Origin of the sequence: Pseudomonas sp. RAC1, assembly GCF_030658255.1 — a bacterium.
In the GTDB taxonomy this organism is placed as follows: Bacteria; Pseudomonadota; Gammaproteobacteria; order Pseudomonadales; family Pseudomonadaceae; genus Aquipseudomonas; species Aquipseudomonas boreofloridensis.
On record NZ_JAUTXS020000026.1, the window covers coordinates 19,221 to 32,651 of the forward strand.

The following is a 13,431-nucleotide window of genomic DNA, read 5'->3' on the forward strand; positions in this document are numbered from 1 at the left end:
GGCAAAGCGTCGCGCAGATGCCGTCTGGTCGTGGGACTGATAGAATCGCCGCCGGTTCAGACGAGGTTCATCCATGCACGACATCCATCAAGAACGCATGAGCGGCAGCGAAACCCGCGCCGCAGGCGGCCTTGCCCTGGTCTTTGCCTTTCGTATGCTGGGTATGTTCATGGTCTTGCCCGTGCTGGCCACCTACGGCATGGACCTGGCCGGCGCCACACCCGCGCTGATCGGTCTGGCCATCGGTGCCTATGGCCTGACCCAGGCGGTCCTGCAGATTCCGTTCGGGATGATTTCCGACCGGATTGGCCGACGCCCGGTGATCTACCTGGGGCTGGTGGTGTTCGCCCTGGGCAGCGTACTGGCGGCGCAGGCCGATTCGATCTGGGGCGTGATCGCCGGCCGTATTCTGCAGGGGGCGGGTGCCATTTCCGCAGCCGTCATGGCCCTGCTTTCCGACCTGACCCGCGAGCAACACCGCACCAAGGCCATGGCCATGATCGGCATGAGCATCGGCGTGTCGTTCGCCGTTGCCATGGTGGTTGGCCCGTTGCTGACAAGTGCCTTCGGTTTGTCAGGATTGTTCCTCGCCACCGCAGGACTGGCGGTAGTGGGTATCGCCTTGATCGCCTTCGTCGTGCCCAGCACGCACAGCGTGTTGCAGCATCGAGAATCGGGCGTGGCACGTCAGGCCCTCGGTCCGACCCTACGCAATCCGGACCTTCTACGCCTGGACCTGAGCATTTTCGTGCTGCACGCGATCCTCATGGCCAGCTTCGTGGCCCTGCCACTGGCCTTCGTAGAGCGGGCCGGGTTACCCAAGGAACAGCACTGGTGGGTATACCTAACCGCATTGCTGATCTCATTTTTTGCAATGGTGCCCTTCATCATCTACGGCGAAAAGAAGCGCAAGATGAAGCGCGTGTTGGTGGGTGCAGTCACCGTGCTGCTGCTCACCGAGGTGTTCTTCTGGCGCTGGGCTGACGACCTGCGGGCATTGGTGACCGGCACCGTGATATTCTTCACGGCCTTCAACCTGTTGGAGGCATCCTTGCCTTCGCTGGTCAGCAAGGTGTCGCCCGCTGGCGGCAAGGGGACGGCCATGGGAGTCTATTCCACGAGCCAGTTCCTCGGCGCGGCGCTGGGAGGCATCATCGGTGGCTGGTTGTTCCAGCACGGTGGTCTGGGCACGGTGTTCCTCGGATGTGCTGTACTGTGTGGTATCTGGCTGGTATCTGCCTTGGGCATGAACGAACCGCCTTATGTCACCAGCCTGCGTATGCCGCTGACGCCGGAGGCGGTTCGGGAAGCCGGACTGGCCGAACGTCTGATGGCCGTGACGGGTGTGACCGACGCCGTGGTGGTGGCAGAAGAAGCCGCCATCTATATCAAACTGGATACGAAAATTTTGGACCGTGCGACCCTAGAGCGTCTGGTGAACCCAGCCCCGACGGCGTGCGAAGCCTAGGAGAACGTTATGGCCCGTGGGGTTAACAAAGTCATTCTGGTCGGTACCTGCGGCCAGGATCCCGAAGTCCGCTACCTGCCCAACGGTAACGCCGTGACCAACCTGAGCCTGGCCACCAGCGAACAGTGGACCGACAAGCAGTCGGGACAGAAGGTCGAACGCACCGAGTGGCACCGCGTCTCGCTGTTCGGCAAAGTGGCCGAGATCGCTGGCGAGTACCTGCGCAAGGGTTCGCAGTGCTACATCGAAGGCAAGCTGCAGACCCGTGAGTGGGAGAAGGACGGCATCAAGCGTTACACCACCGAAATCATCGTCGACATGCAGGGCACCATGCAGCTGCTCGGCGGCCGTCCGCAGAACCAGCAAGGCGGCGATCAGTACAACCAGGGTGGTGGCAACAACTACAACCAGGGCGGTGGTCAGCAGCAATACAACCAAGCCCCACCACGTCAGCAGGCGCCGCGTCCGCAGCAGGCACAGCAGCGTCCCGCGCCACAGCAGCAGGCACCCCAGCCCGCCGCTGACTTCGACAGCTTCGATGACGATATTCCGTTCTGAGAAACCGTCCTCGACGCGGTAAACACCCAAAGCGAAGCCAGAAACCTGGCTTCGCTTTTTTTCTGCCCGCCAATATCCATTCCACCGAATGTGACGACTGATCGTTGGGCCGCTTAGCTTTTTCTTAATGATTGCGTTGGAACACGCGCGTTTTGCCTGGACTCAGACCTTGAACTCACCGTCATTCAAGGACCCTCCCATGGCCACCGCTGCTGATTTCATGGTCAACACCCTCAAACAAGCCGGCGTCAAACGTGTTTACGGGGTTGTCGGCGATTCATTGAACGGGTTCACCGACTCCATGCGCCGCCTGGGTGGACTGGACTGGATTCACATGCGCAACGAAGAAGCCGGTGCCTTCGCCGCCGGCGGCGAGGCCCATCTCACTGGCGAGCTGGCGGTGTGCGCCGGGAGCTGTGGACCGGGCAACCTGCACCTGATCAATGGCCTGTTCGATTGCCATCGCAGCGGTGTGCCGGTGCTGGCGATCGCCGCGCACATCCCCAGCAGCGAGATCGGCATCGACTACTTCCAGGCCACTCACCCCGAATCGCTGTTCAAAGAGTGCAGTCACTACGTCGAACTGGTGTCGCGGCCCGAGCAGTTGCCGCAGATTCTCGAGCGCGCCATGCGTGTGGCGGTCAGCCGGCGCGGGGTGGCGGTGGTGGTGATTCCCGGCGACGTGGCGCTGGCCCCGCTCGATGCCAAGGTCGGCCGGTGGTTGACGCCTACACCGCCGGTGGTGGTGCCTGAACCTGGCAAACTCGATGAGCTGGCGCAGTTCCTGAGCGCCGGCAAACGCATCACGCTGCTGTGCGGGGCAGGCTGCGCCGGCGCCCACGCTGAAGTGGTCGCCCTGGCCAGGCAGTTGAAGGCACCCATCGTGCATGCGCTGCGGGGCAAGGAGCACCTGGAGTATGACAATCCCTACGACGTCGGCATGACGGGGCTCATCGGCTTCGCGTCGGGTTTCAATGCCATGAAGGATTGCGACACACTGCTGATGCTGGGTAGCAACTTCCCTTACCGGCAATTCTTCCCCGAGAAAGCACGTATTGCCCAAATCGATTTGAAGCCCGAGGCGCTGGGCAATCGCTGCGCGCTGGAGATTGGCCTGATCGGCGACATCAAGCACACGCTCGAGCAACTGCTGCCCCGTCTGCCGGAGCGCACCGACACTGCTCACCTGGACAAGGCCTTGGCCGACTATCGCGACGCCCGCAAGAGCCTTGATGGGCTTGCCGAAAGCAGCCCCAACAGCGCGATCATCCATCCGCAATACCTCAATCGACTGGTGAGCGAGATGGCCGACGAGGACGCCATCTTCACCTGTGATGTCGGTACGCCCACCGCCTGGGCGGCGCGTTACCTGAAGATGAACGGTCAGCGCAGGCTGATTGGCTCGTTCAACCATGGCTCGATGGCCAATGCCATGCTGCAGGCCATCGGCGCCCAGGCGAGCTGTCCGGGGCGGCAAGTGGTGTCGATGTCGGGTGATGGAGGTTTCAGCATGATGATGGGCGATTTCCTCACCCTGAGTCAGGCCAATCTGCCGGTCAAGGTGATCGTGCTGAACAACGGCACTTTGGGCTTCGTGGAAATGGAGATGAAAGCCAGCGGCCTGTTGGATACCGGCTGCGAGCTCAAGAACCCCAACTTCGCCACGTTCGCTCAAAGCATGGGCATCAAGGGCATTCGAGTGGAGCAACCGCAGGAACTCGAAGCGGCGCTGCGCGAGGCCTTCGCCCACGATGGGCCGGTGTTGGTCGATGTGGTGAGTGAGCGACAGGAATTGATCATGCCGCCGGAAATCACCGCCGAGAACGTCAAAGGCTTCGGCCTGTTCATGCTGCGTGCGGTCATGGATGGTCGGGCCAAGGAGTTGGTGAATCTGGCGAAGAACAATTTGCTGCGTTGAGGGTGGGCTTTTGGCGGACTGGCCGGCCACTGCACAGCCTGCTGCCCTTGAGCGGGGAGGTGGTGCCAGTCCGTTGGTCAGGTCCTACTACAGATTCCTACGGCTTTTACTGATCCATGTCACCGCACTTTCAGTGTTATCGGCTAGTCTTAGCGTTGGCGACCTCTGTATGTCGCCGCCGTGATTTCCGAGAGGCGCCGGCCATGACCGTGCGTCCAAACCTGATCAGGAGTGCACGATGGATCTCAACCGTCGGCAATTCTTCAAGGTCGCCGCTGTCGGCCTTGGAGGCTCTAGCCTCGCGGCGTTGGGCATGGCCCCGACGCCCGCGTTCGCCGAGCAGGTGCGCCACTTCAAGCTGACGCACACCAAAGAAACCCGCAACACCTGTCCCTACTGCTCGGTCGGCTGCGGCCTGATCCTGTACAGCCAGGGCGATGCGGGCAAGAACGTCAAACAGAACATCATCCACATCGAAGGCGATGCCGATCACCCGGTCAACCGCGGCACCCTGTGCCCCAAAGGTGCCGGCCTGCTCGACTTCATCCACAGCCCGAGCCGCCTGCAGTACCCCGAAGTGCGCAAACCCGGCAGCAATGAGTGGGTGCGGGTCAGCTGGGACGAGGCGCTGGATCGCGTCGCCGCGCTGATGAAGCAGGACCGCGATGCCAACTTCATCGAGAAGAACGCCCAAGGGCAGACGGTCAATCGCTGGTTGACCACCGGCTTCCTCGCGGCGTCGGCAGCGTCCAGCGAAGCAGGCTACCTGACCCATAAGGTCATCCGTTCTCTCGGCATGCTGGGGTTCGATAACCAGGCGCGTGTCTGACACGGCCCGACGGTGGCAAGTCTTGCCCCGACGTACGGCCGTGGCGCGATGACCAATCACTGGTCCGATATCGCCAACGCAAACCTGGTGCTGGTCATGGGCGGCAACGCAGCCGAGGCCCATCCCTGCGGATTCAAATGGGTCACCGAGGCCAAGGCGCACAACAAGGCGCGCTTGATCGTGGTCGATCCGCGCTTCACCCGTACCGCTTCGGTGGCGGACTACTACGCGCCGATTCGTACCGGCAGCGACATCGCCTTCATGGGCGGCCTGATCAACTACCTGCTGAGCACTGATCAGATCCAGCACGAGTACGTGCGCAACTACACCGACGTGTCGTTCATCGTCAAAGAAGGCTATGGCTTCGAAGATGGCCTGTTCAGTGGCTACGACGCGGCCAAGCGGATCTATGCCGACAAGTCTGGTTGGGGTTACGAGCTCGGCGAGGACGGCTACGCCAAGGTCGACCCGACGCTGCAGCATCCACGCTGCGTGTTCCAGTTGATGAAGCAGCACTACAGCCGCTACACGCCGGAAATCGCCAGCATGACCTGCGGCATGCCCCTCGATCAGATGATGAAGGTGTGGAAAGAGATCGCCACGTGCTCGGCGCCGGGCAAGACCATGACGATCCTCTATGCCCTGGGCTGGACCCAGCATTCGATCGGCGCGCAGATCATTCGCAGCGCGGCCATGGTCCAGTTGCTGCTGGGCAACGTCGGCATGCCTGGCGGTGGCGTCAACGCCCTGCGCGGGCACTCCAACATCCAGGGACTGACCGACCTCGGGCTGCTGTCGAACTCGCTGCCGGGCTACCTGACCTTGGCAGGCGACGCCGAGCAGGACTACGCCGCCTACATCGACAAGCGCGCCTCCAAGCCGCTGCGTCCGGGGCAGTTGTCGTACTGGCAGAACTACGGCAAGTTCCACGTCAGCCTGATGAAGGCCTGGTATGGCGACAACGCCACCGCCGAGAACAACTGGGGCTACGATTGGCTGCCCAAGCTCGACGTGGCCGCCTACGACGTGCTGCGCATGTTCGAGATGATGAGCCAGGGCAAGGTCAACGGCTATATGTGCCAGGGCTTCAACCCCATTGCCGCGCTGCCGGATAAAAACCGCGTCACCGCCGCGCTGGGCAAGCTCAAGTGGCTGGTCGTCATGGACCCGCTGGCCACCGAAACGTCCGAGTTCTGGCGCAATGTCGGCCCGTACAACGATGTCGACACATCCAGCATCCAGACCGAAGTGATTCGCCTGCCCACCACGTGCTTCGCCGAGGAAGATGGCTCGCTGGTCAACAGCAGCCGCTGGCTGCAGTGGCACTGGAAGGGCGCCGATGGTCCGGGCGAGACCCGCACCGACGTGCAGATCATGAGTGAGCTGTTCCTGCGCCTGCGCCAGCGCTACAAGACCGAAGGCGGCAGCTACGCAGACCCGCTGCTCAACATCAGTTGGCCGTACAAGATCCCCGACGAACCCTCGCCGGAAGAGTTGGCCAAGGAGATGAACGGTTACGCCGTCACCGACATGACCGACGCCACCGGCCTGACGGTCAAGGGCGGCCAGCAGTTGTCCGGGTTCGGTCAGCTCAAGGACGACGGCAGCACGGCGTCCGGCTGCTGGATCTTCGCCGGCTGCTGGACCGAGCAGGGCAACCAGATGGCCCGGCGCGACAACAGCGACCCGTACGGCATGCACCAGGCGCAGAACTGGGCCTGGGCCTGGCCGGCCAACCGCCGCATTCTCTACAACCGTGCGTCGAGCGACCCGCAAGGCAAGCCGTGGGATGCGCAGAAGAAGCGTCTGGTGTGGTGGAACGGCAAGTCCTGGGGCGGCACCGATGTGCCGGACTTCAAGGTCGATTCGCCGCCTGAAGCGGGGATGAACCCGTTCATCATGAACCCCGAGGGCGTGGCGCGCTTCTTCGCCATCGACAAGATGGCCGAAGGGCCGTTCCCCGAGCACTACGAGCCGTTCGAAACGCCGATCGGGATCAACCCGCTGCACCCGAACAACAAGAAGGTCATCAGCAATCCGGCCGGACGGATCTTCGATTCGGTGTGGGAAACCCTCGGCACACGTGATGAGTTCCCTTACGCGGCGACCACCTACCGGCTGACCGAGCACTTCCACTTCTGGAGCAAGCACGCTCGGCTCAACGCCATCATCCAGCCCGAGCAGTTCGTGGAAATTGGCGAGGTGCTGGCGGGCGAGAAGGGCATCAAGGCCGGTGATCGGGTGCGGGTGTCGTGCAAGCGCGGGCACATCGAGGCGGTGGCGGTGGTGACCAAGCGGATCCGTCCGCTGCAGGTCAACAACCAGACCGTGCACCAGATCGGCATCCCGCTGCACTGGGGCTTCACCGGTTCGACCCGGCATGGCTACCTGACCAACACCCTGGTGCCGTTCCTCGGTGATGGCAATACCCAGACGCCGGAGTCCAAGTCGTTCCTCGTCAACGTGGAGAAAATCTGATGGCCCAGCAAGATATCATCGCCCGCTCGGCCACCACGACCGTTCCGTCCTCGGTCCGTCAGCAAGAGCAAGTCGCCAAGCTGATCGACACCACCAAGTGCATCGGCTGCAAGGCCTGCCAGGTGGCGTGCTCGGAATGGAACGAACTGCGTGACGAGGTTGGCCACAACCACGGCACCTACGACAACCCGCAGGACCTGACCGCCGACACCTGGACCCTGATGCGCTTCACCGAGCACGAGCGTGACGATGGCAACCTGGAGTGGCTGATCCGCAAGGACGGCTGCATGCACTGCGCCGAGCCCGGCTGCCTGAAGGCCTGCCCAAGCCCGGGTGCGATCATCAAGCACGCCAACGGCATCGTCGACTTCAACCAGGACCACTGCATCGGTTGCGGCTACTGCATCACCGGCTGCCCGTTCAACATTCCGCGGATCTCGCAGAAAGACCACAAGGCCTACAAGTGCAGCCTGTGTTCCGACCGCGTGGCCGTGGGGCTGGAGCCGGCGTGCGTGAAGACCTGCCCGACCGGGGCGATCGTCTTCGGCAGCAAGGACGAGATGAAGGTACATGCCGACGAACGCATCGTCGATCTCAAGTCGCGCGGCTACGAGAACGCTGGCCTGTACGACCCGGATGGGGTGGGCGGCACCCATGTGATGTATGTGCTGCACCATGCCGACACGCCGAGGCTGTACGCCGGGTTGCCGGATCAGCCGGTGATCAGCCCGCTGGTGGGGCTGTGGAAGGGCATCAGCAAGCCGCTGTCGCTGCTGGCGATGGGCGCGGCGGTGCTGGCCGGCTTCTTCCACTACGTGCGCGTCGGTCCACAGCGGGTGGAAGAGGACGAGCGCCCTGAGCCTGCCGATACGGGCGTGCATCAGGTGGACCCGGCAGTGCATGTCTATGATCCGGGCAAGCCCGGCGGGGAAGGGGAGCAGCGGCCATGAACGACAACAAGCCTATCCTGCGCTACAACGCCAACGAGCGGACCAACCACTGGATCGTCGCGATCCTGTTCTTCATGGCCGGGCTGTCCGGGCTGGCGCTGTTCCATCCGGCGTTGTTCTGGCTGAGCAACTTGTTCGGCGGTGGGCCGTGGACGCGGATCCTGCATCCGTTTCTCGGCGTGGCGATGTTCGTGTTCTTCCTCGGCCTGGTGGTGCGCTTCTGGCGCGCCAACTTCATCACCGCCAACGACCGTTTATGGCTGCGCCGCGTCGACCGGGTGATGCGCAACCAGGAAGAGGGCGTGCCGCCAATTGGCAAGTACAACGCCGGGCAGAAGCTGCTGTTCTGGACCTTGCTGGCGTGCATGCTGATCCTGCTGGTCAGCGGTGTGGTGATCTGGCGCGCCTACTTCAGCGCGTTCTTCGGTATCGGCGCGATCCGCCTGGCCACCTTGATGCATGCCCTGGCGGCGTTCGTGCTGGTGCTGAGCATCATCGTGCACATCTATGCCGGCATCTGGATCAAGGGCTCGATCGGCGCCATGCTGCATGGTTGGGTCAGCCGCGCCTGGGCACGCAAGCATCATGAACTGTGGTACCGCGATGTGACCGGCGACAAGACGCCACATAATCACGGTGGAAAGAAAGGATGAGCGCGTGAGCACGATTCTCGAACCTGGGCAGATCGAAGCGTCGGCGGTGATGCCGCCGTTTCTGCACCTGCCCGCCGACAACCTGTTCGAACTGCGGGCGCTGCGCCTCGAGCATTTGGCGCAGGGCCATGCGCTGGGCGAGTACCTGCGGCTGATCGCCCGGCTGTGCCGGGTGCAGCAACAGTTGCTGGATGATCCGCCTTCCGACGTGCCGGTGGCCGAGGCACGTCAGCGGTTGTGCATCAGCCATGGTCTGCCGCCGCTGGCGGCCGACAGTCTGGTGCGCGAGGGCCCCTGGCTGATCTGGCTGCAGGCGCTGCTTGATCGCTTCGATGCGCCTGCGCCGGGTGCGCTGGCCGATGCGTTGCAGACCTTGCGCGACAGCGATGACGTGCAGCGCAAGGGCTGGGGCATCGCCTTGCTCGGAGGCCAATACGATGCGCTGCCGGCGGCCTTGGTGCCGTTCATCGGGGCGGCATTGCAGGCGGCCTGGGCCAGTTGGCGACGGGCCTTGCCCAGTGATGAGCTCAAGCCGGGCGGCAGCCTGGCGCAGTGCCCCTGCTGCGGCTCGCCGGCCATGGCCGGGTTGGTGCGCAACCGCGGCAAGCACAATGGGCTGCGCTACCTGGCCTGTTCGCTGTGCGCCTGCGAGTGGCATGTGGTGCGGGTCAAGTGCGTGTACTGCGAGTCGAGCAAGGACTTGCGCTACACCAGTCTGGAGGATGACCGCCACGGGCCGGGCAAGGCGCCGTTGCGGGCCGAATGCTGTCCGGGCTGCAACACCTACCTCAAGCACTGCTATCTGGAAAACGACGCGGCCGCCGAGGCCTTGGCCGACGATCTGGCCAGTCTGGCGCTGGACATGCGTCTGAACGAGGAGGGCTTCCAGCGGATGGCGCCCAACCTGATGCTGGCGCCAGGGGGCGGGTAACGGGCTACACTGCTGGATCTCGTCGTGCTCGTTGCGCGTGAGCCCGCTCCTGCCAGGAGCGGGTTCATTGGCGATGAGCGCGAATCAGACACCGGATCAGTCAAGGTCGTACCCGCATGTCGTCAAGCAATGCCACCCCCGCTCCACGTCTGCCATCCATCGACACCCTGCTGCGTCACCCCACCTGCGCCCCTCTGCTCGAGCGCCATGGCCGCGATGCTACCCTGGCCACGCTGCGCCAGTTGCTCGACGACCTGCGCGAGCCGGCTCGCCTGGGTCAACTGAGTGCCGTGGAACTGGCCGCCGAGGTGCTGCTCGGGCGCGCCGGTGAGCGCCTGACGCTTCAGCAGCGCAGCCAGGTGCGGCGCGTGTTCAACCTGACCGGCACGGTGCTGCACACCAACCTGGGGCGTGCGTTGTTGCCCGAAGCGGCCGTCGAAGCCATGCAGACCGCTGCGCGCTACCCCCTGAACCTGGAGTTCGACCTGGCCACCGGCAAGCGCGGTGACCGCGACGACTTGATCGAGGGCCTGATCCGCGAGTTGACCGGCGCCGAGGCGGTCACGGTGGTCAACAACAACGCCGCCGCCGTGCTGCTGGCGCTCAACAGCCTGGGCGCACGCCGCGAAGGCATCATCTCCCGGGGCGAACTGATCGAGATCGGCGGCGCGTTCCGCATTCCCGATATCATGGCCCGGGCCGGCGTGCGACTGCATGAGATCGGCACCACCAACCGTACCCACGCCCGCGACTACGAGGCGGCGATCAATCCGCGCACCGGGCTGCTGATGCGTGTGCATTGCAGCAACTACAGCATCCAGGGCTTCACCACCCAGGTGCCGACCGCCGAACTGGCACGCATCGCCCATGCCCATCAACTGCCGTTGCTCGAAGACCTGGGCAGCGGCAGCCTGCTCGACCTCACCCGCTGGGGCCTGCCGGCCGAGCCGACGGTGCGCCAGGCCCTGCTCGACGGTGCCGATATCGTCACCTTCAGCGGCGACAAGCTGCTCGGCGGCCCGCAGGCGGGCATCATCGTCGGCCGCAAGGAACTGATCGCGCGGATCAAGAAGAACCCGCTCAAGCGCGCCCTGCGCGTCGACAAGATCACCCTGGCGGCGCTGGAGGCGGTGCTGGCGTTGTACCGCGACCCGGACCGGCTGGCCGAGCGTCTGCCGAGCCTGCGTCTACTGACGCGCCCACACGCTGACATCGCCGCCCAGGCCGAGCGCCTGGCGCCGGAACTGGCCGCGCGCCTGGGCGAGCCTTGGACAGTCAGCGTCGAGCCGACCCTGGGCATGATCGGCAGCGGCAGCCAGCCGGTGGCGCGGCTGCCCAGTGCAGCCCTGTGCCTGCGCGCGCACGTGTCGAAGAAACTGCGTGGACGTAGCTTGCGAGTGCTGGAGCAGGCGCTGCGTGGCCTGCCGGTGCCGGTGCTCGGTCGCATCGACGACGACGCCCTGTGGCTCGACCTGCGGCAGTTGGACGATGAGGCGCAGTGGCTGGCGCAACTGCCGGCGCTGCACCTGGGGCCTGTGCAGTGATCGTCGGCACCGCCGGGCACATCGACCACGGCAAGACCGCGTTGCTCGAAGCGCTCACCGGGCAGGTCGGCGACCGCCGTCAGGAAGAGCGTGCCCGGGGCATGACCATCGACCTGGGTTACCGCTACGCGGCCCTGGCCGACGGCGAGCCCTTGACCGGCTTCATCGATGTGCCGGGGCACGAGCGGTTCATTCACAACATGCTGGCCGGGGCCCAGGGTATCGACCTGGTCCTGCTGGTGATCGCAGCGGACGACGGGGTGATGCCGCAGACCCGCGAGCACCTGGCGATCATCGAGCTGTTGGGCATTCCCCAGGCGCTGGTGGCGATCAGCAAGTGCGACCGGGTGGAACCGGCGCGCGTGGCCGAGGTGCAGCAGCAGGTCGAGGCGTTGCTGGCGCCAGGCCCCTATGCCGGGGCGTTGCAGTTTCCGCTGTCCAGCGTGACCGGGGCCGGTGTCGAGGCCCTGCGCCAGGCGCTGCTGGCGGCCGCGTCCCAGGTTCGCAGACGCTCCACTCAGGGCGGTTTTCGCCTGGCCATCGACCGCGCCTTCGCCGTGTCCGGTGCGGGTGTGGTGGTCACCGGCACGGCGCTGGCCGGCCGGGTGAGCACGGGCGACACGCTGCTGTTGGGCAAGCTCGGCAAGCCAGTGCGCGTGCGCGGTTTGCATGCGCAGAACCAGGCGGCGCTGGTGGCCGAAGCCGGGCAGCGGGTGGCGCTGAACATCAGTGCCGAGCGCTTGGCTGTGGAGCAGGTACACCGCGGCGACTGGCTGGTGCCAGCGTGGTTGCACGCGCCCAGTTCGCGCATCGACATCGAGCTGACGCTGCTGGCGAGCGAGCCCCGCGCCTTCGAACACTTCAGCGCGGTGCACGTGCATCTCGGGACGCAAGATGTCACGGCGCGGGTGGCGCTGCTGGAGGGCCAGACCCTGGCCGCCGGGCAGCGCATGTTCGCCCAGTTACTGCTCAATGCGCCGCTGCAGGCCGTGCATGGCGACCGCCTGGTGCTGCGTGACCAGCGCGCTCAGCGCACCCTGGGCGGCGGCCGGGTGCTCGACCCGTTCGCGCCCAGTCGCCACCGTCGCAGCGACGCACGGCTGCGGCAATTGCAGGTGCTGCGCGAGGCTACCGACCTGGAGCAGGCACTGCCGGCCTTGCTCGCCAGCGCGCCGGCCGGGCTCGATCCGCAGCGTCTGGAGCGCCAGTTCAATCGGCTGCGCGACAGCTGGCAATTGCCCGAGAGCGTCGAGGTGATCGCCACGCGCCAAGGCAGTGTGCTGTTCGACCGCCAACAGTGGCAGGCGCTGCGCGGCGACGTCCTGGCGCAGTTGGCCCGTTTTCATGCTCAGGAACCGGACCAGCTCGGCCCTGACCGCGACCGTCTGCGCCGCTTCTGCGCGCTGGCGCTGGAGCGGCCGACCTTCGTCAGTCTGGTGGACGAATTGCTCAGCGACGGTTTCATCGCCAGCAGTGGTCCGTGGCTTCATCTGCCGGATCACAAGGTGCAGTTGAGCGAGGCCGACACCGCCTTGTGGGCGCGCTTGCAGCCGCACCTGCTCGAAGCCGCGTTCGATCCGCCGTGGGTCAGGACCTTGGCCGCTGCCGAGCAGGTGGAGGAAGCGCAGGTGCGATTGCTGATGCGCAAGCTGGCGCGCCTGGGTGTGCTGCACCAGGTGGTGCGCGATCTGTTCTATCCGCAGCAGACGCTTCAGCGCATGGTCGAGTTGCTGTTGAGCCAGGCCGAGGACTCACCGGTAGTGCAGGTGGCGGCGTTTCGCGATATGTTGTGCATCGGTCGCAAGCGCAGTGTGCAAATACTGGAGTACTTCGACCGTGTTGGCCTGACCCGCAGGGTAGGCGATCAACGCTACATCCGCGCGGACAGCGCCCTGGCCCGGCAACAGCCCAGGCCCTGAATTCAAGGAAGGCAATCGCGCCCGGTGGCGCGGCCGGGCTTCAAACCCGGTTGGGGACGGCATCCGTTCCCGGGCAGGTTCGACTCCCGCTGCCTTCCGCCATTTTCCCGATACACGCACCGGCAGCTCGCCCCGTTCTCAGCAGCCCACAGTCTTTTCACCTATCACCGACCAGTGGTCTTG

General features: G+C 64.8%; 9 protein-coding genes and 1 tRNA gene. All 10 read left to right on the top strand.

Translation table 11 applies throughout. The annotated features are described in order from the left end of the window. Positions 1 to 73: 73 nt before the first annotated feature. Positions 74 to 1,468: an MFS transporter gene (locus Q7C30_RS07710; protein ID WP_039580798.1), complete on the top strand. Its 1,395-nt coding sequence runs from the start codon at positions 74 to 76 to the stop codon at positions 1,466 to 1,468. Between the two features lie 9 nt (positions 1,469 to 1,477). Further along, the gene (locus Q7C30_RS07715; protein ID WP_029614564.1) at positions 1,478 to 2,026 is read left to right on the top strand and encodes a single-stranded DNA-binding protein; all 549 of its coding nucleotides are present in this window, start codon (positions 1,478 to 1,480) and stop codon (positions 2,024 to 2,026) included. A gap of 199 nt (positions 2,027 to 2,225) precedes the next feature. Beyond that, the gene (poxB, locus tag Q7C30_RS07720) at positions 2,226 to 3,944 is read left to right on the top strand and encodes a ubiquinone-dependent pyruvate dehydrogenase (RefSeq protein WP_317871169.1); all 1,719 of its coding nucleotides are present in this window, start codon (positions 2,226 to 2,228) and stop codon (positions 3,942 to 3,944) included. 238 nt (positions 3,945 to 4,182) lie between these two features. Then, complete coding sequence (gene fdnG / locus Q7C30_RS07725; protein ID WP_317871170.1) at positions 4,183 to 7,251, top strand: formate dehydrogenase-N subunit alpha; 3,069 nt, start codon at positions 4,183 to 4,185, stop codon at positions 7,249 to 7,251. Beyond that, positions 7,251 to 8,201, top strand: coding sequence for a formate dehydrogenase subunit beta (gene fdxH, locus Q7C30_RS07730; RefSeq protein ID WP_039580784.1), 951 nt, complete (start codon positions 7,251 to 7,253; stop codon positions 8,199 to 8,201). Before fdnG ends, fdxH begins: the two co-directional genes overlap by 1 nt. Beyond that, positions 8,198 to 8,854, top strand: coding sequence for a formate dehydrogenase subunit gamma (locus Q7C30_RS07735; protein ID WP_029614560.1), 657 nt, complete (start codon positions 8,198 to 8,200; stop codon positions 8,852 to 8,854). The genes fdxH and Q7C30_RS07735 overlap by 4 nt, the downstream gene beginning before the upstream one ends. Before the next feature lie 4 nt (positions 8,855 to 8,858). Then, the gene (fdhE, locus tag Q7C30_RS07740) at positions 8,859 to 9,785 is read left to right on the top strand and encodes a formate dehydrogenase accessory protein FdhE (protein WP_317871171.1); all 927 of its coding nucleotides are present in this window, start codon (positions 8,859 to 8,861) and stop codon (positions 9,783 to 9,785) included. Between the two features lie 116 nt (positions 9,786 to 9,901). After that, positions 9,902 to 11,329 carry an L-seryl-tRNA(Sec) selenium transferase gene (gene selA / locus Q7C30_RS07745; RefSeq protein ID WP_295488747.1) on the top strand — a complete coding sequence of 476 codons (1,428 nt, stop codon included), beginning with the start codon at positions 9,902 to 9,904 and terminating at the stop codon, positions 11,327 to 11,329. Next, entirely contained in the window at positions 11,326 to 13,248 is a 1,923-nt protein-coding gene (gene selB / locus Q7C30_RS07750; protein ID WP_317871185.1) for a selenocysteine-specific translation elongation factor, read from the top strand. Before selA ends, selB begins: the two co-directional genes overlap by 4 nt. Positions 13,249 to 13,254: 6 nt before the next feature. Next, positions 13,255 to 13,350: transfer RNA gene (locus tag Q7C30_RS07755), tRNA-Sec, on the top strand. The last annotated feature ends 81 nt before the right edge of the window (positions 13,351 to 13,431 follow it).

What these genes read in the sequence shown, in the direction of transcription:
- Q7C30_RS07710 (WP_039580798.1), top strand. Translation starts at nt 74, where the DNA reads ATGCACGACATCCATCAAGAACGCATGAGCGGCAGCGAAACCCGCGCC.
- Q7C30_RS07715 (WP_029614564.1), top strand. Translation starts at nt 1,478, where the DNA reads ATGGCCCGTGGGGTTAACAAAGTCATTCTGGTCGGTACCTGCGGCCAG.
- poxB (WP_317871169.1), top strand. Translation starts at nt 2,226, where the DNA reads ATGGCCACCGCTGCTGATTTCATGGTCAACACCCTCAAACAAGCCGGC.
- fdxH (WP_039580784.1), top strand. Translation starts at nt 7,251, where the DNA reads ATGGCCCAGCAAGATATCATCGCCCGCTCGGCCACCACGACCGTTCCG.
- Q7C30_RS07735 (WP_029614560.1), top strand. Translation starts at nt 8,198, where the DNA reads ATGAACGACAACAAGCCTATCCTGCGCTACAACGCCAACGAGCGGACC.
- selA (WP_295488747.1), top strand. Translation starts at nt 9,902, where the DNA reads ATGTCGTCAAGCAATGCCACCCCCGCTCCACGTCTGCCATCCATCGAC.